This window comes from Akkermansia muciniphila ATCC BAA-835 (assembly GCF_000020225.1).
Taxonomy (GTDB): Bacteria; Verrucomicrobiota; Verrucomicrobiia; order Verrucomicrobiales; family Akkermansiaceae; genus Akkermansia; species Akkermansia muciniphila.
On sequence record NC_010655.1, the window covers coordinates 1,685,662 to 1,711,315 of the forward strand.

Sequence of the window (25,654 nt, forward strand, 5' to 3'; positions counted from 1 at the left end):
TGAGGACCGGAAGCAGGGGCGTATGGGAAAATGTGACGGAATGTTCACGTTTTAAAACGGGCGTGCGGGAGCGGCCTCCTGTAATAGAGGGCCGTTTATTACGCATATGGACCCGATCTATTACTTTATCATAGGACTGATACTGGTGTTATCCTGCTTCGACCTCGTTGTCGGAGTTTCCAATGACGCCGCCAACTTTTTGAACTCCGCCGTTGGTTCCAAGGCCGCTCCGCGCAGGACGATTGTGCTGGTGGCCGCTTTGGGTATCATCATCGGCTCGCTGTTCTCCAGCGGCATGATGGAAATCGCCAGAAGCGGCGTATTCATGCCGGCCCGGTTTTCCTTCCATGACATCATGTTGATCTTTCTGGCGGTCATGTTGACGGATGTTATCCTGCTGGACGTTTTCAACACGTTCGGCCTTCCCACTTCCACCACGGTTTCCATTGTTTTTGAACTGCTGGGCGGAGCCGTGGCCGCAGCTCTCTTTAAAATTTGGTCCGGGGAACCGGGCGTCGCTCAGGAATTGTCCAGCTACATCAATTCCTCCAAAGCTCTGGCGATCATCTCCGGCATTTTTTCCTCCGTTTTTATCGCTTTCATTTGCGGGATAACGGTTATGTGGATTTCCCGCCTCATCTTCTCCTTCAACTATCAAAAATCCTTCAAATACCTGGGCGCCGTCTGGTGCGGCGTGGCCCTGACGGCTATCACTTACTTCGCCATTTTCAAGGGGCTGAAGGGAAGCACGCTGGTCACCAAGGATATGATCCGCCACCTGGACGCCCATATCTGGCTGTACGTTTGCTGCAGCCTGGCATTCTGGACCGTCCTGATGGCCGTGCTCCAGAATCTTTGCAAAGTCAATATCCTGAAAGTATCCGTTCTCGCGGGCACCATGGCCCTGGCCCTTTCCTTTGCCGGGAATGACCTGGTCAACTTCATCGGAGTTTTCATGGCGGGGCAGTCTTCTATGGAAATTGCGGCCGCCGCCGCAGCGCAGGGGGCGGACCTTACCACTCTGTCCATGGGCGGTCTGATGGCCCCCGTCACGGCGGATTGGCGTTACCTGCTGGGGGCGGGCGTCATCATGGTGCTGGCCCTCATGTTCTCCAAAAAGGCGCAAACCGTTACGGATACGGAAGTCAATCTGGCGAGGCAGGGCGGGGGAGTAGAGCGGTTCGGCTCCGTCCCCCCGGCCCGCATGGCGGTGCGCTATGCCCTGAATGCTTCCCGCGCGGTGGAAAAAATCATGCCCTCCTGCGTCGGGAGGTTTATTGAAAAACGCTTCCGGCCTGTGCCGGAAGGGCCGGATAACGGTGCATCTTTCGACCTCATTCGCGCTTCCGTGAATTTGACGGTGGCTGCCCTGCTGATTTCTCTGGCCACGTCCCTTCGGCTTCCTCTTTCCACCACATATGTGACGTTCATGGTGGCGATGGGTTCCTCCCTGGCGGACAAGGCCTGGGGGCGGGACAGCGCCGTGTATCGCATCACCGGAGTGATTACGGTGATTTCAGGGTGGTTTTTTACGGCCTTTGCCGCGTTTTCCATGTGCTTCATTGTGGCGGCCTGCATCCTTTATGGCGGTCTCTTCGGCATCATCGCCATGTGTTCGCTGGCGGCTTTTCTGCTTCTGAAAAGTTCCAGGCTCCATCGTAAAAGAACCCAGGCTGCAGCTCAGGCGCAGGCCGCCAATTACCGGGATCCGGCTGCCGCCGCACGCTACAATGAGGAAATTATTGAACTGATGAAGCGCATGGCGGAAATCTATGAAATGAATCTGGAGGCCCTGAACGTGGAGGACAGGAAGCGTCTGAAAAAACTCCGGAAAGAAGCGCGCGGCATCCGCCGTTCCCTGAGCGATAAAATGGCGATGGAAGTCATGCCCGTCGTCCGTGAACTCCCGGACAAAGAGGCCGACCGAGGCAAGCGCTATGTGCAGATGGTGGAATACGCTACCTCCGTCTTTGAATCCCTCTCCAACATTACTACGGCCAGCCATGCCTATATAGACAACAACCATGAAGGGCTGGATTTGGAAAGGATAGAGCTTCTGCGGGGAATGAACAGCCGTGTTTCCTCCCTCTACCCCCGTTTCCGGGAAATGATGGAAAGCAATGACTATACCGGGTTGGACGAATGCCTGGCAGGCATGGACGCCCTGGATGAGGAATTTGCGGAAGCCGTCAAACAGCAGATTATTCTGCGTCCGGAAGACGCCTCCGATATGCGACGGGCGCTTCTCTATCTCAACCTCCTTAATGAAACCCGGGCAATGATCCGCAAAGTACTTCTTCTTGCTAAAATCCAGAGAAAATTTGTTCTTGGCTGGTAGCCTCTCCCTGTAATTCACGTCCGTGCCGGCGGCGAATGCTTCCGGCGCGGACATCTTGCCCAGACTGTTCCCGTATTGGGAGTAGCTGCCAGGTCTTTTTTATTCACACGGAACAAGGCTTCTTTACGGATAAACCATGTCTTCTGCCTGTGGGACAATGTCTTGAAAGGCCGTTTCCAGGCGTTGCCATGTATGTTGCCGTCTCAAGAAAACAAAAAACGCAAGCTTTGATAAACAATAACTTGCGGAACAAATTGGTACGGGCGATGGGAATCGAACCCACGTCTCAAGCTTGGGAAGCTCGCGTCCTACCATTGAACGACGCCCGCATGAAATGCGGATGCCTATTTAGCGGCAGAAGGCCCGGATGTCAAGACCACAGAAAAAACGTATCCTCTTTTTTTGTTATTTTGACGCAGTAATGAAAAAAAACTTGTCTTATCCCGTGATTTGAACATAATGCGTTCGTTGCGCGGGTATAGCTTAATGGTAAAGCTCCAGCCTTCCAAGCTGATTATACGGGTTCGATTCCCGTTACCCGCTCCATTTTTTTATTAAATTCACCTGCTAAATACTTCCTTTATGAAAGCCAGGTTCGTGACAAAGGCGGCGCTTAGTGCGCTGGCACTTGCGTTTGCGGGTACCCTTCCCGGTATGGCTCAGCAAACTGCTTCTCCGGCAGCCGCTCCGGCTGTTGATCAGGTTAAAGCCTCCGCTGTTGAAAAGGCTTTTATGAAGAAAATGGCAGATATTGTTCAGGCCGGATTGAAAGCCGGTGCTCTGGATATGAAAGCGGTGTCCGGAGTTTTGAACGATGCCGCTAAGGCTGGTGTGTCCGATCATGTGATGGGTGCGATGGTATCCATGGCTGCGGGCGCTTTCCCGTCCAACGCTCCTGCCGTTGCTTCCGCCGCTGTCCGGAGCTACGGGCCCGGGGTGAAGGAAGAACAGGTGCGCAATGTGATCGCTTCCGCTGTTTCCTCCCAGCCCCATCCGTATGCATCCGTGGCTCCCATTTCGGAAGCGGTTGAAAAAGCTTTGGGCAATTCTCCGGTAGCCGGTACTGTTCCTTCCATTGCTGTGGCCGTGGCTGCCCAGACTCCTGATAACCCCCTCTCAGGGGTAACTGTCCAGGAACATGGCCTGGTAAAGCCTGTTGAAGATGTTGCCGAGGGCTCCCTGGTTCTGCCGGGCGGTCTTCCTGTGGGCGGCACGCCCACCAGCCCCGCTCCCGTGTCCAATGCTGCTGGCAATTAACCTGATTCTTATTTAATAAAATAGCATGAAGAGTCTTTTTTATCTCTCCCTGGTGGCCGCCGGCATGTTTGCCGTCCATGCCAACGGGCAGTCTCTGTACACGCTGGCGGGTCCGGTTGGTCTGGAAGAGTCCCTTCCTCTCAAGTGGTTCTTCAACCTGGCGGGAGGGTATGACGACAATGTCAACGCCTCCAATTATAACAAGCAGGAATCCGCATTCATCAGTACGGACATAGGGTGCTCCCTGGCCAACTACGATGCCGTAACCCAATATTCTTTCTCCGCCAAGCTGGGGGGTATTTTTTACCTGAAAGACCTTGATGGCGGAACGAATGAAGCCCTTTCCAATTCCACGCTGTCCGCCAAACTTTCCCATAGTTTTGACCAGACTTTGCGTTATAACGGCAGCGTCTCCTTTGCATGGCAGCCGGAACCCAACTATTCCAACGGTATTGCCAATGCCCGCCGGGACGGCGACTACATTTACGTGTATGTTTCCAGTTCCGTGAGCAAGGCGTGGACTTCCCGCTATTCCACGACGCTGGGTGCCAATTTCTCCATGATCGACTATCAGGAGGATTCCGCCAAGACGGATAACCGCGATTATGTTGGCATGAATTTCACCAACCGGTACAAATGGACGGAACGTCTGGCTGTTTCCCTGGGCTGGACGGGTTCCTACTGTAATCGCGAATACGGCAATAACGAATTTTCCAACTTCGTCATGGCCGGCGCTGAATATGCGGTGAGCGAAAATACTTCTGCTACGCTGCGCGTAGGTCCTCAGTTCAAGTATGTCGAGAACTACGGAACAAAAACCTATCCCTCCGCGGAATTCGGCTTAAACCACCGCTTGAGCGACCGGTTCATGCTCGGAACGTTCGTCCGTTATTCCAACGAAGCGGTGAATACCTATATCCCTTACAACGGCGCCAGCTATTACTCCAATGAAACGTGGCGTTTCGGGGTACACAGCACGCTGAAGCTGACGCACCGCGTCAGTCTGAATTGCGGAGTAAACCTGATTGCCAGCGATTATACGCGTCCGAGTTCCATCAGCAACAGTGACACGTCCAACCTGACTTTCAATGCTACCGCCGGTATCAAGCTTCTGCTGACGAATGCCTTGGCCCTTACGGCCCAATATTCCTACACGAACGGTTCCTACAGCGGCTATAACTACCCGATGCCTTCCTACAACCGCAACGTGTTCTCCTTCGGCGTGAATTACAGCTTCTAAGTCTTGACTGACCATTAATGCCTTTACTCCTCTAATTGCGAATTTTCATTCACAATTAGAGGAGTTTTTATCTTACTGCCTTACTATATTCCATGAGTGCCCAGGATCAGCAGAACAGTGATCGCATCGTACGCAATATTGACTATTTGCAAGTTTTAAAAAATCGCTGGAAGGAAGTCTTTCTTGTTTTCCTTCTGGTGCTGGTCATTTCCGTGGTAGTGACTTTCTTGATGCCGCCCTCCTACCGGGCGACCAGCCAGTTTCAGATTAAACTGCCCAAGCCTGTGATGGATATAGGCAGGGGGGGGGACGTGGTTGCCACTTCCAACGTGACGGCCAACTACATTCCCATGCAGTATTCCGTGCTGACTTCCGCCGAAGTGCTTAAAGTGGTATCCAGAAAACTGAACCTTGCCGCGGAATGGGGGATGACGGATGAAATGGCGGCGACTAATCTGGCCGGCATGATTAAGGTGGCCCCTGTGCGTGCCACGGACCTTGTGGATGTCATTGTTTCCGGTCCGGACCCCAAACTGGTGCAGAATATTGCCAAGGCGGTGCCTGAGGCGTACAAGCAGGACCGTGAAATGCGCGAAAACCGTCTGGTGGAAACCGCCATCAAGAGCCTGAAGGATGTCCTCCGGGAACAGGAGGATGCCGTCAATGAAAAAATGATGGCTCTCAAAAAGCTGATTGCGGAGAGCTCCTACCTGCCTACGTCCTGGAGAAACGGTGAACACCGCAGCACCCTGACGGCCGGTATGGAAGAAGAGGAATTCCGGAATGCCAAAGCGCAGGCCATGGATTTTGAAAGGAGGGAAAAGGAACTGGCTTCCTATGTGCAGGAATTGCAGCGTCTGCCCGACGACAAGTTGCTGGATTACGTGATCAGTTCCGACCTGCTGAATGCGGAGACTGTAGGGGCGGACGCTCTCCGTAAGACCTATGCTGAATTTTCCGACAAGCTCAAGGAAAAGGAAAATCTGAAATCCCAGAATATCGGCGCCAGGCATCCCAAAATGCTGGCGCTGCTGGAAACGGAAAGGATTCTGGGGGATAAGCTGAACAAGGAATTGATAGGCCTGCGTTCTTCCCTGAAGAGCAAGCTGGAAATGGTTGCCGCAAGCCGGAAGCACTGGGAGGCGACCGTTGCCCAAAAGGAAGAGGATCTTCAGAAGCACGTCCTGCAGGTTCCCATGTATGAACAGGCCAGCCGTGATTATGACGCTGCGCTGGACCAGCTTAAGGAACTGGATTCCCGGTACAAAGATGAGATTGCCCGTTTGCGCGTACCCCGTGAGGCAATTGAAATGTATCAGCTGCCGACCTATCCTGCTGCGCCCTACAAGCCGAATGTGACCATTAACCTGGCGGTGGGAGCGGGTGCCGGTCTGTTGCTGGGTATCGGATTGGCCTTGCTTCTGGAATTCATGGATACCTCCGTGAAGACCATGGAAGATGTGGAACGGGCTCTTCAGGTTCCCGTCTTGGGCATTATTCCCAAGAATGTGCCTATTCTGCATTCTTCCGATGTCATGGGGCCGGATGCGGAAGCCTACCGCATTTTGCGGACGAACATAGAATTCAATAAGAAAGGGCTGGAAGAAATTTCCCTGACCTTTGTTTCCGGGAGCGCCGGGGAAGGGAAGACCACCACCCTGTGCAATCTGGCCTATATTTGTGCCCAGGGGGGTTATGCCACCCTGATGATTGACGCCGACCTGCGCCGTTCCAAGCTTCACCGGTATTATGAGCTGGATAATGAGGTAGGGCTGACTTCCTACCTGCTGGAAGATTATCCTCTGGAGGAAGTCATTTTTCAGACGCCCATTGAAAACCTGTACGTCATGCCTGCGGGACCCACTCCCTTTGACCCTTCGGGCGCCTTGAATTCCCGCAAGTTTAATGAATTGCTGCAGGAAGTGAAGCAACGTTTTGACATTGTGCTGGTGGATTCCCCTCCCATCCTGGGGGTCAGTGACTCCGCCGTCATTGTAAGCGAGGTGGACATGACTCTTATGGTTGTCCAGCCCCGCAAGCTGCCGCTGAAAGCCCTGTTGAGGCAGAAGCAGGTAATCGAGTCCGTGGGCGGCAACCTGGCCGGCGTGGTGATGAATAATGTGGACATTACGTCCGATCACCAATATCAGTATTACACAACTTACTATTCCTATTATTCTGCGGATGGCGCTTCCTCCGGAGAGAACGCGGATGCCTCTTCCATGAAGAAGGTGGAACGTTCTGGAAAGGCCAAGGAGCTGGCAGCCACCCAGTCCCATGATAGTGAAGATTTGTATTAACCCATTGCTCCATGAAAAAATATATTTGTTCCATCCTTTGTCTTATGCTGGGCCCGGCGGGGCTGGGCTCCGCCCAGTCTCCGGATGCCGTGCCGCCCCAGGGCACCATTGAAATCCAGGTGCGCGGCATTCCCGCCGACGACGCTACCGCTATTTCCGGGCAGTATCTGTTGGACGGGAACGGAACGATACGCATGCCCCAGCTCCCTCCGGGGCAGGATGTGCTGCGCGTGGTAGGCAAAACGGCCCGCCAGATTGAAGACATGCTGATGGCCGCCTACAAGAAGGCGGAGCTGTACACGGCCCCTACGTTTTTGGTGAAGGTGCAGAGTTCGGATGCGCGGCTGACGGAACACATCGTTCTGGTAAGCGGCGGTGTGGCTATGAAGAAGAATGTTTTGTGGCGGCGCGGCATGACGCTTCTGGAGGCGATTGTGGGCGCCGGCGACATCACGGACTGGGGATCCCGCTACGTGCAGGTGACGCGCGGTGGAAAAACCGTGACGTATGATTATTTTTCCATTAAGGACAGGGCGATTCCCATCCAGCCCAATGACCGCATTTTTGTTCCTCAGCGCGGGATTTTTGAAGGGCGCCCGGCAAAACTTCTTCCCTGAGGCATTTTTCCCATACCCGGCTTTCCGCAAGGAAGCCGGGTTTTTTTATTGGGCCGGTTTTCATGATGGGGGAAATATCGGAAAAAACGCGGATGGGGAAGCGGGGGGCGGAGTGAAGGGGCGTGTCGTCAGCGGTTGATGAAACCGGGAGGTCTTCTCATGCTCCCTTCTTCAGGATTCTTGCCGGAAATGGATGTTTTCGGGGAGGCCGTATGGTGGAATCGCGGAGGGAAAGAAGTTGTTTCCTGAAAGCTTGCGGCGTCGGAAAGGAACGCCTGGAAAAGAGGGAAAATTTGTTTCCAGACCCTCTTGTTTATGGGAATGGAAGGCTTGAGATCCGGAAAAGATTAAGGGGGATAAGTTTCCCGATGGGCGCGTAGGCCCTTTTCACATTATTGGCCGGCATGGTCTCCGGGCATATATTGCGGAGAAATGAGTTTAGTATGAATGTAAAAAACAGAAAAACAAAGAAAAATGTTGAACATTCTTAAACTCAATGCATTTTTGGAATCTCCAAAATATGTTAGAGTTTCGTGCGGAACGGCTGCATGAGGCTTCGTAAATCCAATGTGAAAACCCGTTAATCATGATATACCGTTTTAAGAAAACATTCATCGGCGTGGGAGGGCGTGAATATATCAGCAACCCCAAATTGAGTTTCCCTGAACATGTCAAAATCCGCCGCCGCGGAACGAATCCCAGGTCCGGCCAGCCTTACACGGAGGCGGGTAGCGCATTTGTGGAGACATCCGCCGTCGCGGCACGGCTCTGCTGCAGTGCTTCCGCCGCGCGCCAGTATCTGCACCGCCACGGTGTCCGTTTCCGGGTGGTCCGCAAGGGTACGGGCCCCCTGGCCCTGTACTGGCGGCGGCTGGATGTGGAGCGGGTTCTTGCTGGAAGGGAGCCCGTGCGCCGCCGCGTGCCTCCGTGTTATATGGATATGGCCGGGGCTGTCAGCATGCTGGGAGTAGTGCGCAGCTATGTTTACAGGCTGGTGAAAAAAGGGCTGCTGCGTGAATACAGGTGCAGGATGAAAACAGCCCGTGGACTGCGCGTGCGCTGCTTTTACCACCGGGAGGATCTGGAACATGTCAGGCTGCACGTGCTCCAGAAAAGATGACGGAAGCGGTTCCGGAGGATGCGTTTTTAGCTTGCGCGCGGGCCGGATTGTGTCACGTTAAGGGTATGATAGCTTTTCTGCGCGGCACGGTGGCGGAATCATATCCCCAGCGGTTGATCCTGGATGTTCATGGGGTGGGGTATGAAGTGATTGTGCCCCTGTCCACGTTTGACAGGCTGAATCCCCTTCCCGGCAGAGAGCTGACGCTGAAAACCTACCTGCATGTCCGGGAGAACATGCAGGTGCTGTACGGTTTTGCCACGGATGCGGAAAGGGATATTTTCCTGCTGCTGATTGAACGTGTTTCCGGAATCGGCCCGGCAACGGCGATTGCCATTTTGGGTTCCCTGTCCGTGGAGCAGTTCAAGCAGGCGGTTGTGGGCGGAGATGTTTCCGGCATTGCTCGGGCCAAGGGGGTGGGCAAGAAGACGGCGGAACGCATCGTCCTGGAACTGAAGGATAAAGTGGGCCTGGCCGCCACGTGGGAAGCCCAGGCCCAGGGCGCTACTTCCCAGGCCGCCGGGGACGCGGAATTGGCGCTGATTGCGCTCGGGTTCAAGCAGGTGGAATCCCGCAAGGCGATAGCCGCCCATCTGAAGGACCATCCGGATGCAGACGTGGACGAGCTCATACGCGCCGCTTTGCGTTCCATGAATTGAAGGAGCTTCCGGAGGAAGGAAGGTGTTTTTGCAAGTTTTTGATTTTCATGAGGGAACATGTCCGCCTGGCGGAGTGTTCCCTGTTTGCGGAAGCTGGGGGAACATACTGCCATGATGGGGGAACAATAGTGTTGACGGCTGGTTGAAACGTTTTTAAACTTGCAGCGTCCATGGTACTTGAATAAGTCCGGGACTAGTAATTAATCAAATCTGAAGCCCTCAATCTTATGGCCAAATACGCTATTAACGGTTTTGGACGCATTGGTCGCAACGTACTGCGCGCCATGTCCAAGGAAGAACGCAACAAGGTTGTTGCCATCAATGACCTGACTCCTATCGAAACGATCGCCCACCTGCTCAAGTATGACTCCACGCAGGGCAAGTTTGACGGTGAAATTTCCATCGAGGGTGATTATCTGGTCGTTGACGGTCACAAGATCCTCATCACCGTGGAACGTGATCCCGCCAACCTTCCCTGGAAGGATCTGGGCGTGGACGTCGTTCTGGAATCCACCGGCCTGTTCACCAAGCGCGACGCCGCCAAGAAGCACCTTGACGCCGGCGCCAAGAAGGTTCTTATTTCCGCTCCCTCCCCGGATCCGGACCTGACTTTCGTTCTGGGCATCAACGACAGCGAATACGATCCTGCCAAGCACGATATCGTTTCCAACGCTTCCTGCACCACCAACTGCCTTGCTCCGATGGTGAAGGTGCTGGACGACAAGTTCGGCGTTGAAAAGGGCATGATGAGCACGATTCACTCCTACACGAACGACCAGCGCATTCTGGACCTTCCGCACAAGGATCCCCGCCGTGCCCGCGCCGCCGCGATCAACATCATTCCGACGACCACCGGCGCCGCCAAGGCCATTGGTGAAGTAATGCCGAACCTGAAGGGTTCCCTGAACGGCGCTTCCTTCCGCGTTCCGACTCCGACCGGTTCCCTGACCGACTTTGTGGCCGTGCTCAAGAAGGATGTGACCGTGGAAGAAGTAAACGCCGCCATGAAGGAAGCCGCTGAAGGCCCGCTGAAGGGCATTCTGGCTTACTCCGAAGAAGCGCTCGTTCTTCAGGACATCGTTTCCGACCCCCACTCCTGCATCTTTGACTCCGGCTTCACGTATGTGGTCGGCGGCAACCTGGTGAAGGTCTGCGGCTGGTACGACAACGAATGGGGTTACTCCAACCGCGCCGCCCAGGCCATGAAGAAGCTGGGCGACAGCCTGGGCTGCGGATGCTCCTGCGGCAAGTAAGTTCTTTCGGACAACGCTTGCTCTTCAGTTGCACGACAAGTCTTGCCGTCCGCCTGTTTCAATTTTCCGGCTTTCCTGGCCGGTTTTGCCGGGCGGGCGGGGATTTATCCGGGAGGGCAGAAATGCCCTCCCTTTTTTATTCATTGAACCAGACAATATAAACCGATATGGCTAAACTTACTGTTCGCGACCTTGACGCCAAGGGAAAGGAAGTCCTCATGCGCGTGGATTTCAACGTCCCTCTCAAGGATGGGGAAATTACCAATGACGCCCGCATTGTGGCTGCTCTCCCCACCATCAAGTTCCTGCTGGACCAGGGCGCACGCCTCGTCCTTACCTCTCATTTGGGCCGTCCCAAAAACGAACCCGATCCCGCTTTTTCCCTGAAACCCGTTGCCGCCCGCCTTTCCGAATTGCTCGGCAAGGACGTGAAATTCGTTTCCGCCGCCATTGGCCCGGAAGCGGAAGCCGCCCGCGCCGCCATGAAGGACGGTGATGTGGTTCTGCTGGAAAATGTCCGTTTTTATCCTGGTGAAAAGAAGAACGATCCGGAGTTCGCCAAGTCCCTGCTGGGCAATGCCACGCTGTTCGTGAACGACGCATTCGGCACGGCCCACCGTGCTCACGCTTCCACGGAAGGCGTGACGCATTTTGCGGAAAAGAGCGCCATGGGCTTCCTGATTGAACGTGAACTGGAATACCTGGAAGGCAAGCTGGAAAACCCGGAAAAACCCTTTGTGGTGATTATGGGCGGCGCCAAGGTGTCCGACAAGATTGAAGTGCTTTCCAAACTGATGGAGAAAGCTGATACGTTCCTGATTGGCGGCGCCATGGCCAATACGTTTCTGGCGGCTGAAGGGTATGACCTGGGCGCTTCCAAGATTGAAGGAGACAAGCTGGATCTGGCCCGGGAAATTCTGGCGGCGGCCAAGGCCAAGGGCGTGAAATTCCTGCTTCCTGCAGATGTGCGCGTAGCCATGAAATTTGAAGACGGTGCCGAAACCTTCTGCACGGCTCCTTTCGCTGAAGGCGGCAAGGTGCCGGAAGGCGGCATGGCCATCGACATCGGCGACAAAGCCATTGAAGAGTTCTCCGCCATCATCAAGGATGCCAAGACCGTTCTGTGGAACGGCCCGATGGGCGTATTTGAAATGGACTGCTTCGCCAAGGGAACCAAGGAAGTCGCGGAAGCCCTGGCGGATTCCACCGCCATTTCCATTGTAGGCGGCGGTGATTCCGTGACGGCAGCCAAGAAATTCAAGGTGCAGGATAAGCTTTCCTTCTGTTCCACGGGCGGCGGCGCTTCCCTGGAACTGCTGGAAGGCAAGGTTCTTCCCGGTGTGGGGGCCTTGACCGACAAGTGCTGCTGCGGCAAGTAACCGTTCATGGCCGGGCGGATTGTTTTCGCCTGGCGTTCAGAATGGGCTTTTTCATTCCCCGCACCCGTTTTCGGGTGCGGGATTTTTGATTTGCCGGCTTCCGTTGAAAAAGCGCGGGAGTTTTGCGATTCCGGCTTTTTGAATAAGGTGGGAATCCATGCTCATGCCGTCTTTCCATTCCGGAAAGGAAGGCAGTCTTTTTTTGGGCTTGCTCTTAATATGCTCCCCGGTAGTCTGAGCATGATGAAACTGCTGCATTGTTTTCTGGCTGTCCTTTGGTGGTGTTCTCCTGTACCGGCTGCGGATATTCCCGATGCGGAGAAGGCGGAATATGGCGGGTATCCCGGGCGGTACATCCTTCTTGATTCTCCTCAACCCGACCGGCAGAGCCTGTCCACTCCCGTAGCTGCCTATGTCCATGACAATGGGATGGAAGTAGCTCTCATTGGTGCTGTTCATGTGGCGGAACCGGAATATTACGACCGGCTGAATAAGCTGTTCCGCAGGTACGATGTGCTGCTTTTTGAAATGATTGGCGGAGAGGGCCTCCGGCGGGAAGAGGAATTGCGCCGCAAGATAGACCGCAGCAAGCCGCTGGGGGGGCTGACTCTGGAAGAGGCGCGGGAATGGAACCGGATAGTGGAATGGAGGAAGAAATGCGGGCAGGAGGAAAAGTCTTTTTTAATGGGGCTGCTGGGGGGCGCCTACAAGGAGTTGAGCAATATGCTGGGACTCCAGACCCAGCATCAGGGCATTGATTATTCCGCAGCCCATTTCGTCCATGCGGACATGACGCTGGATGAATTCCGCGAGGCGCAGGCCAGAAAGGGTGAAAGCATTGCCGGCCTGATGCTTAAATCCGTCTTGTCCTCCCTGGTTGAGAAAACCGGAACGAACCGGGCCGGTGAATTTGGATTGATGGCGGATTTCCTGGCCGGCAATAAAACGGGGTTGAAGAATAAGCTGATGGGCATGATGGCCAATGCTCCTAATGGTCTGGAGAATACCGTGATTCTGGAAGGCCGGAACGCCAAGTGCATGGAAGTGTTTGACCGTTGGAGCGGCAAGGGCGTGCGCAGGATAGGCGTCTTTTACGGAGCGGCGCATCTTCCCGGCCTGCACGGCGCTCTTTTGGAACGCGGCTACCGTCTTCGGGAGGTGCGCTGGCTTCCGGCGTGGAGCACCAGGGAGCAGGGTGCGGACGGGCAGCGCGGGGAGGGTTGAGTTTTGTTAATTTTTCCCCGGTTTTTCCAGGACAGGCGGTGTAGCGGCGGATGAACATGGTTTTCCGCCGCTCCGCCTTTGAAGAGGGAAGAAGAGGGGGGGCTTTTTCCCTGCCTGGGGCAGGATGCCGTTCTTTAGGGGGCAGGATGCCGCGTTCCGGAGGGAACCATGCGGACGATACCTCCGCCTTTGATGCGCATGGTGAAGGAAAGGGCATTTCCGGAAGTGACTTTCCGGGTTTCCACGCTCCATCCGTCATTTTTTTCCGCCAGATCCCGGAGAATGGTGGCCTGGTATGCCGTGTTTTTGTCCAGGAAATTCAAAGGAATGGAAACGGTGCGTTCCCTGCCGTCTCCGTTCATCAGAGCAATGTACCACTGGTTTCCTGACCGCCGGGCGAAGGCAGCGCATTCCCCAATGGCAGACGGCGGAAGGACGATGGTTTCCTCCCATACGGAAGGGATGTTCCGGACAACTTCCCGTTCAGGGGAATCCTTCGGGAAAGCAGCTTCCATGTCCGCAGGGTTGGAGACCCAGTGAAGCATGGAGGACGTGTAAATGATATTGGCAGCCATTTGGAGGGTCCAGGAAGAGCCGCGCAGCTTGGGGCCGTGGCCAAAGTAGCCTCCCGTGAAATCGGCGTGGCCGGATATCAGGCGGGTGAAAGGCAGCGCGCAGTAGTGCTGCCCGCCAATGGCGGCCCAGATGTTCTGTTCTCCGCCGTAAATGCCTTCCCGGCTCATTTCGTGCGGCCAGGAACGTTCCTCCCCCGTGGGGGTATTGGCTCCGTGGAAGTTGACCATAAGCTTGTTTTTCGCCAGATTTTCCGCTACGGCGTCGTAGAAGGCCAAGCGTTCCTGAGAGGCGGAGTCCATAAAGTCTATCTTGATTCCCCTGATTCCCGTTTTGGAGAGTGAGCCGAAAAAGCTGCGCATATTTTCCCAGTCATTGGCGGGGTTGTTGACGTCTGACCATCGCACCCATACCCAGATGCCTACATTTTTGCCAGCGGCGTAGCTGGCCAGTTTGGCCAGCTTGCCCATGCTTTCTGGTAGGGATGGCCCCCATTTTTTCCACCCTTCGTCAACGAGGTGGTATTCCCAGCCGAATTCGGCAGCCATATCGGCAAAAGCGTATTGGTCGTTTTCCAGGACATTCCCGCGGTCCCACCAGGTCCAGGTAGAGCGGCCCGGCCTGATCCAGGAGGCTTTGGAACCTTCCGGAAAAAGCTTCCTGTCCGGTTCCGGAGCCAGGGAAGGGATGACGTCATTCCGGACCAGTCCGTTCAGGTCGTCATTCACTAGGATGACACGCCAGGGCATTTCCGAGGATGAGGGGGCGGAAAAGCCGCCGGGATCCTGAAAATATACCGTATGGCATGCGCCATCCTGGAGGGAAAATTTAATGCCGCTCCATTTCCTGTTGAAGTTGGCTGCTTCCTGTATGAGCGCGACGCCTCCGTCCGGCAGTTCCGCCGTAATCGGCATGGTGCGGACACAGCTGCGGGGATTGCCGGGATCTTTTTTGAAATCCGTTATTCTGGAAGGAGACCAGACCCCCTCGCAGGGGCCCAGGGCGGAGGAGGCGTCCTGGGTCCACAGAACGGTTTTTTCCGGAAAGGCGAAGGAGGTTTTTTCTTCACTGATATTCAGCGAGGGCACTTTCTTCACCTCTTCCGTCCACTCATAGCGGAAGGCGACCCCGTTGTTGAAGACACGGGCCCGGAGCCGGAGGGAGGAGTTCTTCCCGGAAACCACGTATTCATTGAAGCAGACGGAAGAGGTGGGGTATTTGCCCCGCGTCTCGAAGGTGTCGCGAACGTTATCCTTCACTTTTTCCACATTCCATCCCGTGATGCCTCCGGCGAGGTTTTTTCCATTCACGACGACGCCCAGCCCGGATGGTTCCAGAATCGTTTTGCCGCCTTTTTTCAGAGAATGGGCGGCCTGGCTGCCCGCGTGGAGCCTCCAGGACAGCCGCCCGTCCGGAGATTGCAGGGATGCGTGCGTTTCCTCCGCCTGTCCGGCGCCGGTCAGGAGGCATCCTGCCGTACTGCTGAGCATAATGAGTGATTTTACAAGCATATCTTTATCAGAATACGTCCGTCTTTGTTCATTTATTGCAAAACAGCGAAGCGGAAATTGGAACATCCATGTTCCGAAGGAGGGAAAATGCCGTTCCATTGGAGGCATCCGGGCAATTTCCGGAATAAAGAGGGAAAGCCTTTTTTTCTTCCCACATGAATTTGTAGAGGTATACCGTTTTTTTCGTGAAGGCCGGAGATTCTTTATGAAGAAGAAATAATAGATATCTTATGTTCCTGTGCAGATAGTTGCAGGAAAATACCGGATTGGCAGGGAGCAAAAGAATAATCTTTACAAAATAATAGGAAGCAATAAAATAAGGCGCATTGCAAATGTAAGGATGGAGCGTAGCGGTTTTAATAGTGATCCTGTTTCTTTGGAACAGGATGAGCATTCAGATAATGTTTCTGTACGCAGCTCTTCCAAATTACTTCCTCCCCCGTCCTGGAACGAGTCTTCCGTTTATTCCAAGGAACTCCCGGCGGGAGCAACTTTGGAACATTATAAAATCCTGAAGGTGCTGGGCAGCGGAGGGTTTGGCATTACCTACCTGGTGCGGGACACCATGCTGAAGAGAAAAGTAGTTCTTAAAGAAAACTTTCCTTCTTCTTATGCTTACCGGGATCCGTTTACAGGGTGCGTGATACCCAACAATGAACACGATGCCGAGTCTTTCCAGTGGACCCTTTCCAACTTTTTAAATGAGGCCCGTGTTCTTGCACAACTGGATTCGCCCGGTATCGTGCGGGTTCTTTCCGTGTTTGAGTGTAACGGAACGGCTTATTTTTCCATGGATTACGTTCAGGGTCTTCCCATGGATTATCTGGGAGAGCAGCAGCTTCTTGCGGGGAACTGTTATTCCGAGGCCAAGTTGAAGGGGCTGCTGGTGCACATCCTCCAGATTTTGGATTACCTTCATAAAAAAGGCATCTGCCACAGGGATATCAAACCGGGAAATATCCTGCTTACGCAGGAAGGGGCTCCCGTCCTCATTGATTTCGGCGCGTCGCGCCGTATCGAGAGCAACCACACCCAGACCGTTCTGGCGACACGTGGTTTTTCTTCTCCGGAGCAGGCGCTGGGCAGAAAAGATATGGGGCCCTGGAGCGACCTTTATTCCCTGGGTGCTACATTTTATTCCCTGCTGAAGGGCTTTGCGCCGCCCAGAGGGGAGGAACGGCTGATCAACGACACCATACAGCCGCTGGCCGCATCCTCTTCGTTGTCTTCCCATTATTCGAAAAATTTTCTGAAAACCATCGACAAGGCCCTTTCTCCGCGTGTGGAAGACCGTTATGCTTCCGCAGAAGCGTGGATGAAGGATCTGAGGGTTGAGGGAGGCGCCGTTTCAACCATTCAGTTCTCCCCCGAGGAGTTCAAATCAGCCCGTAAGCGTTTTTTCAATTTGTTTGCCTTATCCTCTTCCCGCCTTATGTCGGAAGGACAGGAACATTTGAGGACGAGTCGGAAGATAGCGTTTGGGATGATTATTGTCCTGGGAATTATAGGCGCGCTTCTGGGATATTCTATTCACGGGGGGAACAGAACGGAGAATGAAGATGCGTTAGGGCTGCGTTTTCCCAGTGTGATGTCCACTCCCATTCCCCAGATTATTTCAGATTCAAGGGATGTGTCATTGTTAAGTTCCATGGATCATTTTGACGTCAGGCTGGATAGCCCGTCTTTATCGCGTCATGCTCTGCCGTCCGTGCTGCCCGACCGTTTTTCACTTGCATGCGTTCATTTAAGGGTGCTTCAGGAAGACAAGATGTGCCCGCCCCTGTATCTGACCATACGTGATGAGCAGGGGAAGCTGGTTTCCCGGTCATTTAACGGTTTTTCCTTCACCTTGATTGAAAGTCCGGTGCTTACAGGATTCCGTTTTGTGGATCTTCCTGCTCTGAAAGTAGATGCCCCTTACAGATTCAGTTTTGAGACCAAGGATAATGTTCCCCATCCTTTGAAGGTGGTTTCTTCCCAAATTACGACGTTGGAGAGCGGGAAAGTCCTGAAGCCCCATTTCAAATTCATCTGCGCGGCGTATGATCCCGGTGTGAAAGCTTCTCTGGACAGCCCGGAGAACAGCAAACTCCGGGAACTGCTTATCGCTTCCCGGAAAAGGAACCGTACGGAAATTGATTCCATCGTGCTGACGGAGCGGGAGAAGGTTCAGTTGCGGAAATTCGCCAGGGCGGGGTATCCTTCCGCGCAGTATAAAATAGCCCGTCTTATTTTCGAACGGGATGGAAGATACGGGGAAGAAGGTGGCGCCTGGCTTTATAAGGCGGCCATGGGCGGCTTTATTGTCGCCCAGAGGGATTTGGCGTTTCTTCTTGTAGGCGGCAAGGAGTTTTTCCCGGATATTCTTCAGTGTCCGGTCAGCCTGTCCCAGAACTATTCCCAGGCGGTTGATTTGCTGTTGATGTCTTTTACGGCGCAGGATCCTTCCGCCCTGTACATGCTGGGCATTTTGTATTCCCAGGGGTGGGGGGTGGATTATTCCGCAGAGATGGTCATGAGGCTGTCCAAACTGTTGGCCGGTTCCGGTTATGATTTGTCGCGGCTCACTTTGTCCGCCCCCATTTTAGCCCATTGGGAGCTTCTGGGGCAGCAGGATGGCGCTTATACGCGGATGTGCTGTTCCATTCCGGACAGGAAGATGAAGCAATTTTCAGGTGTTCGTCTGGTGCGGACTTCCAAAGAGGGGGGAAGTCTTTTTATTGACAAGGTAATTCTGTTCAGGGACGGGCAGGAAGTTATGTCCCGTTCTTTCCGTTCGGCTCTTACCCAGGAATCTCCCGTTCTGGAGGTGTCCATGAATATGGAGGATTACGCAGAGAATGTGGAGAATTTCGAGTGGTCAATAGAAGTGATCATGGCTTCGGCCAACACATGCGGCATCATGGAAATGATGGAAAAAAAGGAGCTTTCCAACGATAAAGAGAAGCGGATTTGATGGAAAGCTGCCGGAGCGGTCTGGCGGATACGCGGTTTCGTATTCCTGCCGTAAACCCGTTCCGGCATGGCAAGGGGCAAGAACTGTTTTCCGGGTTTTCATGTTTTCCCATGGGTGAATTCAGCCACGGGATGACCGCAGCGGATTTAAATGTTTTTCAGCATGTCCAGCGTTTCCCGGAGTTTGTCCGCGGGAGCGGCGCTTGCCAGCCGCGGGAATTTGTTGGACAACAGGATAAAATCCCCGTTTCTGGTGAGCATCAGGCGCTGTCCGCTGATTTCCACCATGGAGATGTTGGCATGGGATGCCAGGATTTTGATTTTGTGGGAGTCCAGCAGGTGGCGCACCGTTTCCGGCGCGGGGCCGAAGCGGTCTTCCCAGGCGCGGAGCAGATTGTCCGCTTCCTTAAGGGTCCGGACGGCGGCCAGATCCTTGTAGGCGGAGATGCGCAGGGCCGCGTCACTGATGTATTCCCTGGGAAGGAAGGCTCCCAGATAGTCCTTGCGGGATTTTGCGGCGAACTGCGTTTCGCTGTTGATGATGAAGTCCGTTCTTAGAGCCGCATCCGGACGGGGGGCCGTGCGTTTGCCCTGCATCTGGGCGATGGATTGCTGGAGAAGCTGGCAATACAGGTCAAAGCCTATGGCGGCGATGTGGCCGCTCTGCTGGGTTCCCAACAGGTTGCCCGCACCGCGTATTTCCAGGTCCCTCATGGCAATTTTGAAGCCGGGAACCCAGTTCCGTATACTGTTTGATGGCGGAGACGCGTTTGCGGGCGTCTCCCGTGGTGGTGGCGGATCTGGGGAGCATGAGGTAGGCGTAGGCCCGGTGACCCGCACGGCCCACGCGGCCGCGGAGCTGGTAAAGGTCCGCCAGGCCGAAGCGGTCCGCGCGGTCAATGATGATGGTGTTGGCGTTCGGAATGTCGATGCCGGATTCGATGATGGTGGTGGCCAGCAGGATGTCCGCTTTTCCCTGCACGAAGGTGCGCATGACCTTTTCCAGTTCTTCTTTAGGCATTTGGCCGTGGCCGATGACGATGCGGGCCTTGGGCACCAGGGCCTGGATGCGGTCCCGGAACAGTTCGATGGTTTTCACGCGGTTGTGCAGCAGGAAAATCTGTCCTCCGCGCTCCAGCTCGCGTTCCATGGCCTTTTTCATGATGCGTTCGTCGTAAGGGCACACGCTTGTCTGGACGGGCTGCCGGTTGACGGGAGGGGTTTCAATGGAGCTCATGTCACGTGCTCCCATCAGGGCAATGTACAGGGTGCGGGGAATGGGCGTGGCGGACAGCGTCAGCACGTCAATTCCCTTGAAGCGTTCCTTGAATTTTTCCTTGTGTCTGACGCCGAAGCGCTGTTCCTCGTCAATGACTACCAGGCCCAGATTTTTCATGGATACGTCATCGGAAATGAGCCGGTGCGTGCCTATGACGATGTCCACGGCTCCCGTTCTGAGCCCTTCCAGCGTGGAGCGGATGTTCGCCGCGCTACTGAAGCGGCTGAGCATTTCAATACGTACGGGGTATTCGCTCATGCGTTCCTTGAACGTGCGGAAATGCTGTTCCGCCAATACGGTGGTGGGGACCAGCACGGCCGCCTGGCGGCCTCCCGTCACGCATTTGAAGGCGGCGCGGATGGCAACTTCCGTTTTTCCGAAGCCCACGTCTCCGCAGATCAGGCGGTCCATGGGGCGGGTGGATTCCATGTCCGCTTTCGTCTGGGCGATGGCGCGGAGCTGGTCCTGGGTTTCCCGGAAGGGAAAGGAGCTTTCAAATTCCCACATCCATTTGCTGTCCGGGGGGTGGCTGTAGCCTTTTCCTGTCTGGCGTTCCGCCTGGACGTTGAGGAGCTGGGCGGCGTAATCCGCCACGGATCGTTCTGCGGATTTTTTGGCGCGCTGCCATTTGGAGTCCCCCAGTTTGTTGAGTTCCGGCGTTTTGCTTCCCAGGCCTATGTATCGTGAGACCAGGTGCGCCTGGCTGAGGGGGACGTGCAGGATCGTGTTGTCCCGGTAGAGGATGTTCATTTCCTCGTCTCCGGAGTCAGGGGCGGCGGAAATGTTGATGAATTTGCCGATGCCGTAGCTGGTATGCACCACCAGATCACCGGGATTGATGTCTTTCAGGGATGCCTGCGCGCGTGCCTTGCGCGCCTTGTCTTCCCGGCTGGCGCGGCGGCGCGCCGTAGCGGACTGGTACCTGCCGAACAGTTCCGAGGAAGAGAGGACGGCCGTTTTCGCTTCCGGGATGCTGAACCCTGCCGGAAGTTCTCCGCGAAGGGGGGTGATGGACAGCAGAGAGGGCGTTCCGGCGCAGATGTCCCGGAAGCGTTCTTCCTCCCCTTCATTGGGGAAGAACATGCTGACATTCCATTTCCGGTCCAGCCATTCCCGGATTTGGCGTTCCGCCAGTTCACGGCGCATTTCCTGCATCACGAAGTCCCCCGCCTCAAAGCTGCCCAGGGGATTGTCATGGATGGCAAGGGAGAAGTCTTCTTCCCCCGCCGCATTTTCCGGGGGGGAGGTGAGGATGCATACGTTCCCCCGTTCCTTGCAGAAAGGGGCGGTAATAACCAGGTCGCCCGGTTTGATCCAGTCCCGCAGGGTTTCCGCGCCCTCGGCTTCCGTCAGTATGAGGTTGACGTGTTCCGCCTTGCGGAAGGAAATCTGGGAATCCACATCAAATTCCCGGATGGATTCAATTTCATCGTCAAAAAACTCCAGGCGCACGGGGTGGGAGGACTGGAGAGGAAAGACATCCAGGATGCCGCCGCGTCGGGACCATTGCCCGCGGGAAATGACCTGTGGAACACCTTCAAATCCCGCTTCCCCAAACTGCCGTATCAAGTCGTCCGGTGCGTGCGTCTCCCCCGTTTTCAGGGTGATCCCCTGGTTTTGCATGCCGTCGGGGGACGGAACCTCATCGTTCAGGCTGCCTTCCGTCAAAATGATGGTTTGGCCGCCCGTGCGGCTGGAAGAGATGCGGTGAAGGATATTCAGACGTTCCGCGGCGAGCTCCGGGTCCCCCATTTCCTCCCCTAGGGCCACCTCTTTTTCCGGAATGAAGAGGAGGTGGCGCACTCCCCAGGTTTCCAGTTGGGCTGCAAGGGCTTCCTGAGCCCGCAAATGGGGCGCGACCACCCAGGCCCGGGCGGTATTCGGAAGGGTTCTGATACACAGGGCCGCTACAAACGGCACCCCGGGCAGGGAAGTATGGTCGAAAACCGCCTGTTCCTCCGTGCCCAGTTTCGCCAGTTCCCGGTGAAAGGGGGCGGTACGGGCTACCCTGTCCATCAGGGCGGATATGGAAGCTTCTTCTGCCATGCGTGTCTGTGAATCCCTGTTGAGGGAAGTGTGCCGCCTTTCCCTCCCGTGTCAACGGTTTTTCAGGGCACAAACCGCCCTTCGTTTTCCGTCGGGGGACTGTTTCCACGGAACGCGCGGCACAGTTCAGGAAGAGGAACGGAAGCGGATTTTAACGCCGGCCTTGCGCCATTTCTGTTCAATTTCTTTGGCCAGTTCTTCATAGCTCCGTCCGTCAAGGAGGAGTTTCTGAGCTTCCTTTTCACTGGTTCCGGATTGAATGGCTTTCATGTAATTCTTGATGCGCCGGGCATCGCCCTTGCCGTCCATGTGGTAAAAATAGTAGGCCATCAGGGCGGCCAGGCCGTAGTTCAGGTTGGCGTTTTCTCCCGTGAACTGGGAATAGGGCATGTTCATGTAAGCTTCCAGGCCGGGCGCCTCAAAGTCATCCCCAAGGGCCCGTCCCCCCGTATTTTTTTTGCCGTATTCCGTCACGCGGGAGACAATGTGGGATCGGTTGGCTCCAAAGTTGAAGCGGCCTCCGGCATAGGGCGTCATGCCCATGTATTCCGCGGAGCCTTCACAAAACCAGCTGGCCTGCTTGGCCTGCGAAGACATGAGCTGGTGCGTCAGTTCATGGATGAGGGTGGAAGCGTCCTTGTCACGGTCAATGACGTATGTGCTTCCCATGGTTTTGACTCCCAGGGAATCGAACGGAACCAGAATTCTTCCGCGGTCCCCTGGCCGCGTTGTCCCCAGGAAGATGCCCGCCGTGCCTTCGCGTCCGCCGTTTTCCAGATAGGTGCTGAATTTTTCATACAGGTAGGCGGGGAATTTGGCGGAATCGTCATGGGCAGGGGAGTTTCCTATAGGAAGGGTTTTGTTGGCCAAGTGGGTGGCCTCAAAGAGGAGGCCCAGGCGCTTGATCATGCCGGTGCCCAGCTTGGCGTCGCAGATGAAGCGGAAATGGGGTGTTTCATAAATATATTCTCCCGGTTCCTCCTTGATGGTTTCCACCTTGAAATTGTCCGGGCATTTGACGCTCCTGGGCCACGGCAGGTGGTAATTGTCCGCCGTATTGGAGGGGAGTGCCCCTCCTTTTTCCTGTTCCGCGATGAAATCCCTGTCTTCCCGGGAGAGCTGGGTGAGGGGAATGGAGACGGTTTGGCCGCCGGAACGTTTCAGCACGGCTTTCTGGCCGTCCAGCCTGATGAATTCTGCTTCCAGTTTTTTCCCTTGGAGGTTGGTCCAGGTGCGCCCCTGTGCAAGGGGGGTAAGGAAAAGGGTGAACAGAGTTCCCGCCGCCAGGCAGAGGCGTGCGGGCTTTTTCATCAGGGGTAAGACGGGAGGCATGAACATAATTGCGTTTAATGTTTGGGACGCGGCAGCATCAGGAGCAGCAGCCCGCAGAACAGCATCAGGCATCCTGCCGCCGCCAGGGTGGTGGTCAGCGGAACGCCCTGATCCTTGAACCATCCCCCAAAGAAGGAGATGAGGGCGCCCACGCCGGCGGATGTGAGGTTGAGGAGGCCATAGCCGGTTGCGGAATAACGCTCGTCGATATGGGAGCGTAGCACAGGCATGAGGGTGGCGTCCAGTGATCCCTGCGCCAGCCCCTGCGTGGCGACCAGACCCAGCATGAGCACGAGCGGAACGGTGATGTCCCAGCCGAAGATGCCGGGCAGCAGCGCCAGAACCACTAATGGGCCGGATATGGTGAAGGTGATGCCCGGCACCAGGGCGCGGGCGCGGGCGTTGCGCCTGTACCACATATCCGCCAGGATGGCGCCTCCCAGCACGGCGACGTATTTGGCCACGGAGCTCCACAGGGTGGCGGCGGGGCCCGCTTCCGCGGAGGAGAGCTGGTATTTGTCCTGAAGCAGGGTGGGATACCAGGTGAGAAGGAACCAGTTTCCGGCTCCGGCAAAGGCCACTACGGCCAGCAGCATCCACATGGGGCGTCCGCTCAGCAGGCTGGAAAGGACGGCTCCGGTGGAAAGTTTGGAAGAGGGTTCCTTGATGGCCTGTTCGTCATTGTCCACATTGAGCAGCACCGTTTTTTCCTCCGGTACGGACGGTTTTTTTGCCTGGGCCGTATCCGCCGGGGCCTTGGCCGGATCTTTCAGGAACAGGATGAGGATGACGGCGTACGCCACGCCGATGAGGCCGAACAGGGCGAACGTCATGCGCCATCCCGTCCATGAAGCCATGGTGGCACCGAAGCCGGCGACGGCCATGCCTACATAGATGCCGCTCATGTGCAGGCCCGTAGCGATGGAGCGCGTGCTGCCGCGGTGGTAGTCCGTAATCAGGGCCAGGGCGGCGGGGATGTAGAATGCCTCGCTGATGCCCATTGCTCCGCGCGCAATGAGCAGGGAAGTGTAATCTTCCGCATGGCCGGTCCACCATGTGACCACGGACCAGACGACGAGAGAGCAGAGGATCATCAGCCGGCGGCTGTAGCGGTCCGCCAGAAAGCCGCCCACCGGGCTGAGCAGGGCGTAAATCAGCAGGAAAACGGAGGTGACCATGCCGAACTGGGCTTCCGTCTGCGGAATGTCCCGTACGATGGGTTCATGCAGGGCGGAAAGGAGCTGGCGGTCAAAATAGTTCAGCATGACCACAAACCACAGGACAATGACGGCTACCCAGGCCCACAGGCCCGGTTTGGTGTTCGGGTCCGTGACGGAGGCAACATTTTTAACGCCGTTGCGCACGGCGGAGACGATGATGATCGCCAGGACGATGATGGTCAGAATGAGAACGGCGTAATCAACCGTGCTCATTTCAAAGTGGTAACCTGCGGAGGCGGAGGCGTTTGCCGGGGTCCGGACGCCCGGGGCCGTTTCCCCGCTGATGGTCATGATTTCAGAGCCCCTGACAACGGCGGGAACCGTGGCGATGCCCACGGGCCATTCCCCCTGGCGCGTCCATGTGTTTCCGATGACGTCATAGACCAGGATATCCCGGGACTGCGCCACAGGCCTGGACGGGTCCGGCGAGTTGCCGCGCTTGTCTCCGCCGATCAGGAGAATGGAGTTTTCCCGCACCGGGGCGGGACCCGCGGCGGCGGCTACGGGCATTCCCGGTCCGGCAAGCTGCTGCCTGCCGGAGGAGCCCCATTTGGAAGGGTCCTTGGACGTCATGTCGTAGCCGATCATGTCGGAAAGATACGTCCTGGAGGTTTCTCCGGAGTTATCCCTGGACAGGGAACAGCCGCCTATGATGAACAGGGTGCTGTCGCAGACGGCAGCGGTGGAGAGAATGCGCCCCTCTCCGGGAAAAGGGGGAAGGGAAACCCATTTCATTTTATCCGTGTCCGGCGTGGTGTCCAGCATGTAGATGGTATTGAGTGCGGTTTCCGGCTGCTCCCGGTCTCTGCCGCCGATGACGAACAATTTGTTCCCGTGGGCGGCGCAGGAGGCTTCCGTTACGGGGACGGGAAGGGGAGGAAGCTTTTCTACGGAGCCGTCCGTTTTAATCAGCAGGGCATCTTTCAGGATGCCCTGAGCATTGTGGCCTCCGGCCACAGCCAGCCCCTTGCCCACGCTGGCAAAGGCGGCGTAACCCAGCGGGACGGGCAATGTTCCCGCCTTGCTCCACTGGCCGTTGCGAAGCTTGAAAATATCCTGGTAGTAGGTTTTGGGGCCGCGTTCCTCCGGAGTTGAGGCGCCCGGCGCAGCCTGGGGGAAGTTGGCGCCCCCTGCGGCGATGACGGACTGGCTGCCGTCGTCTTCCGTGACGGTTCCGGCAACCATGCCGGCGCGGCCTGCCGGGTCCGGAAGGTCGGGAACAGTTCCGGACGTCCGGACATCCACGGAAAAGGAGGCGTCAGCGGCCGGAGCCGCGATGAGAAGCAGGGCTGCCAGAGCGGAGCCGCAAGCCTTGGAAATTCGGGTAAGGGAGCGTGTCATGTGCATATGT

The 25,654-nt window shown here is 55.9% G+C and carries 16 protein-coding genes and 2 tRNA genes; 12 read left to right on the top strand and 6 right to left on the bottom strand.

Annotated features, from left to right (window positions below):
* Positions 1-106 precede the first annotated feature (106 nt).
* On the top strand, positions 107-2,338 hold the full coding sequence (locus AMUC_RS07530; protein ID WP_012420448.1) for an inorganic phosphate transporter: 2,232 nt from the start codon (positions 107-109) through the stop codon (positions 2,336-2,338).
* Between the two features lie 255 nt (positions 2,339-2,593).
* Here the strand turns inward: AMUC_RS07530 and AMUC_RS07535 are convergent.
* Positions 2,594-2,667: transfer RNA gene (locus AMUC_RS07535), tRNA-Gly, on the bottom strand.
* Between the two features lie 143 nt (positions 2,668-2,810).
* Here AMUC_RS07535 and AMUC_RS07540 point away from each other — a divergent pair.
* The 10 genes from AMUC_RS07540 (at position 2,811) to AMUC_RS07590 (ending at position 13,387) form a co-directional block, all read left to right on the top strand.
* A tRNA-Gly gene (locus tag AMUC_RS07540) sits at positions 2,811-2,884 on the top strand.
* A 108-nt stretch (positions 2,885-2,992) separates the two neighbouring features.
* Entirely contained in the window at positions 2,993-3,595 is a 603-nt protein-coding gene (locus tag AMUC_RS07545) for a hypothetical protein (protein ID WP_094137907.1), read from the top strand.
* A 25-nt stretch (positions 3,596-3,620) separates the two neighbouring features.
* Positions 3,621-4,835 carry a hypothetical protein gene (locus AMUC_RS07550; protein WP_012420450.1) on the top strand — a complete coding sequence of 405 codons (1,215 nt, stop codon included), beginning with the start codon at positions 3,621-3,623 and terminating at the stop codon, positions 4,833-4,835.
* A 92-nt stretch (positions 4,836-4,927) separates the two neighbouring features.
* Positions 4,928-7,135: a polysaccharide biosynthesis tyrosine autokinase gene (locus AMUC_RS07555; RefSeq protein ID WP_012420451.1), complete on the top strand. Its 2,208-nt coding sequence runs from the start codon at positions 4,928-4,930 to the stop codon at positions 7,133-7,135.
* An 11-nt stretch (positions 7,136-7,146) separates the two neighbouring features.
* Positions 7,147-7,752 carry a polysaccharide biosynthesis/export family protein gene (locus AMUC_RS07560; protein ID WP_012420452.1) on the top strand — a complete coding sequence of 202 codons (606 nt, stop codon included), beginning with the start codon at positions 7,147-7,149 and terminating at the stop codon, positions 7,750-7,752.
* A gap of 586 nt (positions 7,753-8,338) precedes the next feature.
* On the top strand, positions 8,339-8,872 hold the full coding sequence (locus tag AMUC_RS07565; protein ID WP_012420453.1) for a hypothetical protein: 534 nt from the start codon (positions 8,339-8,341) through the stop codon (positions 8,870-8,872).
* A gap of 65 nt (positions 8,873-8,937) precedes the next feature.
* Complete coding sequence (gene ruvA, locus AMUC_RS07570; RefSeq protein WP_042449043.1) at positions 8,938-9,531, top strand: Holliday junction branch migration protein RuvA; 594 nt, start codon at positions 8,938-8,940, stop codon at positions 9,529-9,531.
* 227 nt (positions 9,532-9,758) lie between these two features.
* Entirely contained in the window at positions 9,759-10,784 is a 1,026-nt protein-coding gene (gene gap, locus AMUC_RS07575; protein ID WP_012420455.1) for a type I glyceraldehyde-3-phosphate dehydrogenase, read from the top strand.
* 167 nt (positions 10,785-10,951) lie between these two features.
* The gene (locus AMUC_RS07580; protein ID WP_012420456.1) at positions 10,952-12,163 is read left to right on the top strand and encodes a phosphoglycerate kinase; all 1,212 of its coding nucleotides are present in this window, start codon (positions 10,952-10,954) and stop codon (positions 12,161-12,163) included.
* A gap of 240 nt (positions 12,164-12,403) precedes the next feature.
* Complete coding sequence (locus AMUC_RS07590; RefSeq protein WP_042448074.1) at positions 12,404-13,387, top strand: TraB/GumN family protein; 984 nt, start codon at positions 12,404-12,406, stop codon at positions 13,385-13,387.
* Positions 13,388-13,521: 134 nt separating this feature from the next.
* On the opposite strand, the gene AMUC_RS07595 is transcribed toward AMUC_RS07590, so the two are convergent.
* Complete coding sequence (locus AMUC_RS07595; protein ID WP_012420458.1) at positions 13,522-15,471, bottom strand: glycoside hydrolase family 97 protein; 1,950 nt, start codon at positions 15,469-15,471, stop codon at positions 13,522-13,524.
* Positions 15,472-15,964: 493 nt separating this feature from the next.
* On the opposite strand from AMUC_RS07595, the gene AMUC_RS12055 reads away from it, so the two are divergent.
* Complete coding sequence (locus AMUC_RS12055) at positions 15,965-18,427, top strand: protein kinase domain-containing protein (protein ID WP_157738262.1); 2,463 nt, start codon at positions 15,965-15,967, stop codon at positions 18,425-18,427.
* Positions 18,428-18,573: 146 nt separating this feature from the next.
* Here the strand turns inward: AMUC_RS12055 and AMUC_RS12060 are convergent, their stop codons facing one another.
* The 4 genes from AMUC_RS12060 to AMUC_RS12405 all read right to left on the bottom strand — a co-directional run bounded on the left by AMUC_RS12060 (position 18,574) and on the right by AMUC_RS12405 (position 25,644).
* The gene (locus AMUC_RS12060; protein ID WP_081429160.1) at positions 18,574-19,140 is read right to left on the bottom strand and encodes a TRCF domain-containing protein; all 567 of its coding nucleotides are present in this window, start codon (positions 19,138-19,140) and stop codon (positions 18,574-18,576) included.
* Positions 19,061-21,751: a DEAD/DEAH box helicase gene (locus AMUC_RS07610; protein ID WP_052294467.1), complete on the bottom strand. Its 2,691-nt coding sequence runs from the start codon at positions 21,749-21,751 to the stop codon at positions 19,061-19,063. Before AMUC_RS07610 ends, AMUC_RS12060 begins: the two co-directional genes overlap by 80 nt.
* A gap of 126 nt (positions 21,752-21,877) precedes the next feature.
* Positions 21,878-23,083 carry an SHD1 domain-containing protein gene (locus tag AMUC_RS07615; protein WP_157738263.1) on the bottom strand — a complete coding sequence of 402 codons (1,206 nt, stop codon included), beginning with the start codon at positions 23,081-23,083 and terminating at the stop codon, positions 21,878-21,880.
* A gap of 14 nt (positions 23,084-23,097) precedes the next feature.
* On the bottom strand, positions 23,098-25,644 hold the full coding sequence (locus AMUC_RS12405; protein ID WP_167525143.1) for an MFS transporter: 2,547 nt from the start codon (positions 25,642-25,644) through the stop codon (positions 23,098-23,100).
* Positions 25,645-25,654 lie beyond the last annotated feature (10 nt).

What these genes read in the sequence shown, in the direction of transcription:
- AMUC_RS07580 (WP_012420456.1), top strand. Translation starts at nt 10,952, where the DNA reads ATGGCTAAACTTACTGTTCGCGACCTTGACGCCAAGGGAAAGGAAGTC.
- AMUC_RS07550 (WP_012420450.1), top strand. Translation starts at nt 3,621, where the DNA reads ATGAAGAGTCTTTTTTATCTCTCCCTGGTGGCCGCCGGCATGTTTGCC.
- gap (WP_012420455.1), top strand. Translation starts at nt 9,759, where the DNA reads ATGGCCAAATACGCTATTAACGGTTTTGGACGCATTGGTCGCAACGTA.
- AMUC_RS07565 (WP_012420453.1), top strand. Translation starts at nt 8,339, where the DNA reads ATGATATACCGTTTTAAGAAAACATTCATCGGCGTGGGAGGGCGTGAA.
- ruvA (WP_042449043.1), top strand. Translation starts at nt 8,938, where the DNA reads ATGATAGCTTTTCTGCGCGGCACGGTGGCGGAATCATATCCCCAGCGG.
- AMUC_RS07555 (WP_012420451.1), top strand. Translation starts at nt 4,928, where the DNA reads ATGAGTGCCCAGGATCAGCAGAACAGTGATCGCATCGTACGCAATATT.
- AMUC_RS07610 (WP_052294467.1), bottom strand. Translation starts at nt 21,751, where the DNA reads ATGGCAGAAGAAGCTTCCATATCCGCCCTGATGGACAGGGTAGCCCGT.
- AMUC_RS07545 (WP_094137907.1), top strand. Translation starts at nt 2,993, where the DNA reads ATGGCTCAGCAAACTGCTTCTCCGGCAGCCGCTCCGGCTGTTGATCAG.
- AMUC_RS07560 (WP_012420452.1), top strand. Translation starts at nt 7,147, where the DNA reads ATGAAAAAATATATTTGTTCCATCCTTTGTCTTATGCTGGGCCCGGCG.
- AMUC_RS07590 (WP_042448074.1), top strand. Translation starts at nt 12,404, where the DNA reads ATGATGAAACTGCTGCATTGTTTTCTGGCTGTCCTTTGGTGGTGTTCT.
- AMUC_RS12060 (WP_081429160.1), bottom strand. Translation starts at nt 19,140, where the DNA reads ATGAGGGACCTGGAAATACGCGGTGCGGGCAACCTGTTGGGAACCCAG.
- AMUC_RS07595 (WP_012420458.1), bottom strand. Translation starts at nt 15,471, where the DNA reads ATGCTTGTAAAATCACTCATTATGCTCAGCAGTACGGCAGGATGCCTC.
- AMUC_RS12405 (WP_167525143.1), bottom strand. Translation starts at nt 25,644, where the DNA reads ATGACACGCTCCCTTACCCGAATTTCCAAGGCTTGCGGCTCCGCTCTG.
- AMUC_RS07530 (WP_012420448.1), top strand. Translation starts at nt 107, where the DNA reads ATGGACCCGATCTATTACTTTATCATAGGACTGATACTGGTGTTATCC.
- AMUC_RS07615 (WP_157738263.1), bottom strand. Translation starts at nt 23,083, where the DNA reads ATGCCTCCCGTCTTACCCCTGATGAAAAAGCCCGCACGCCTCTGCCTG.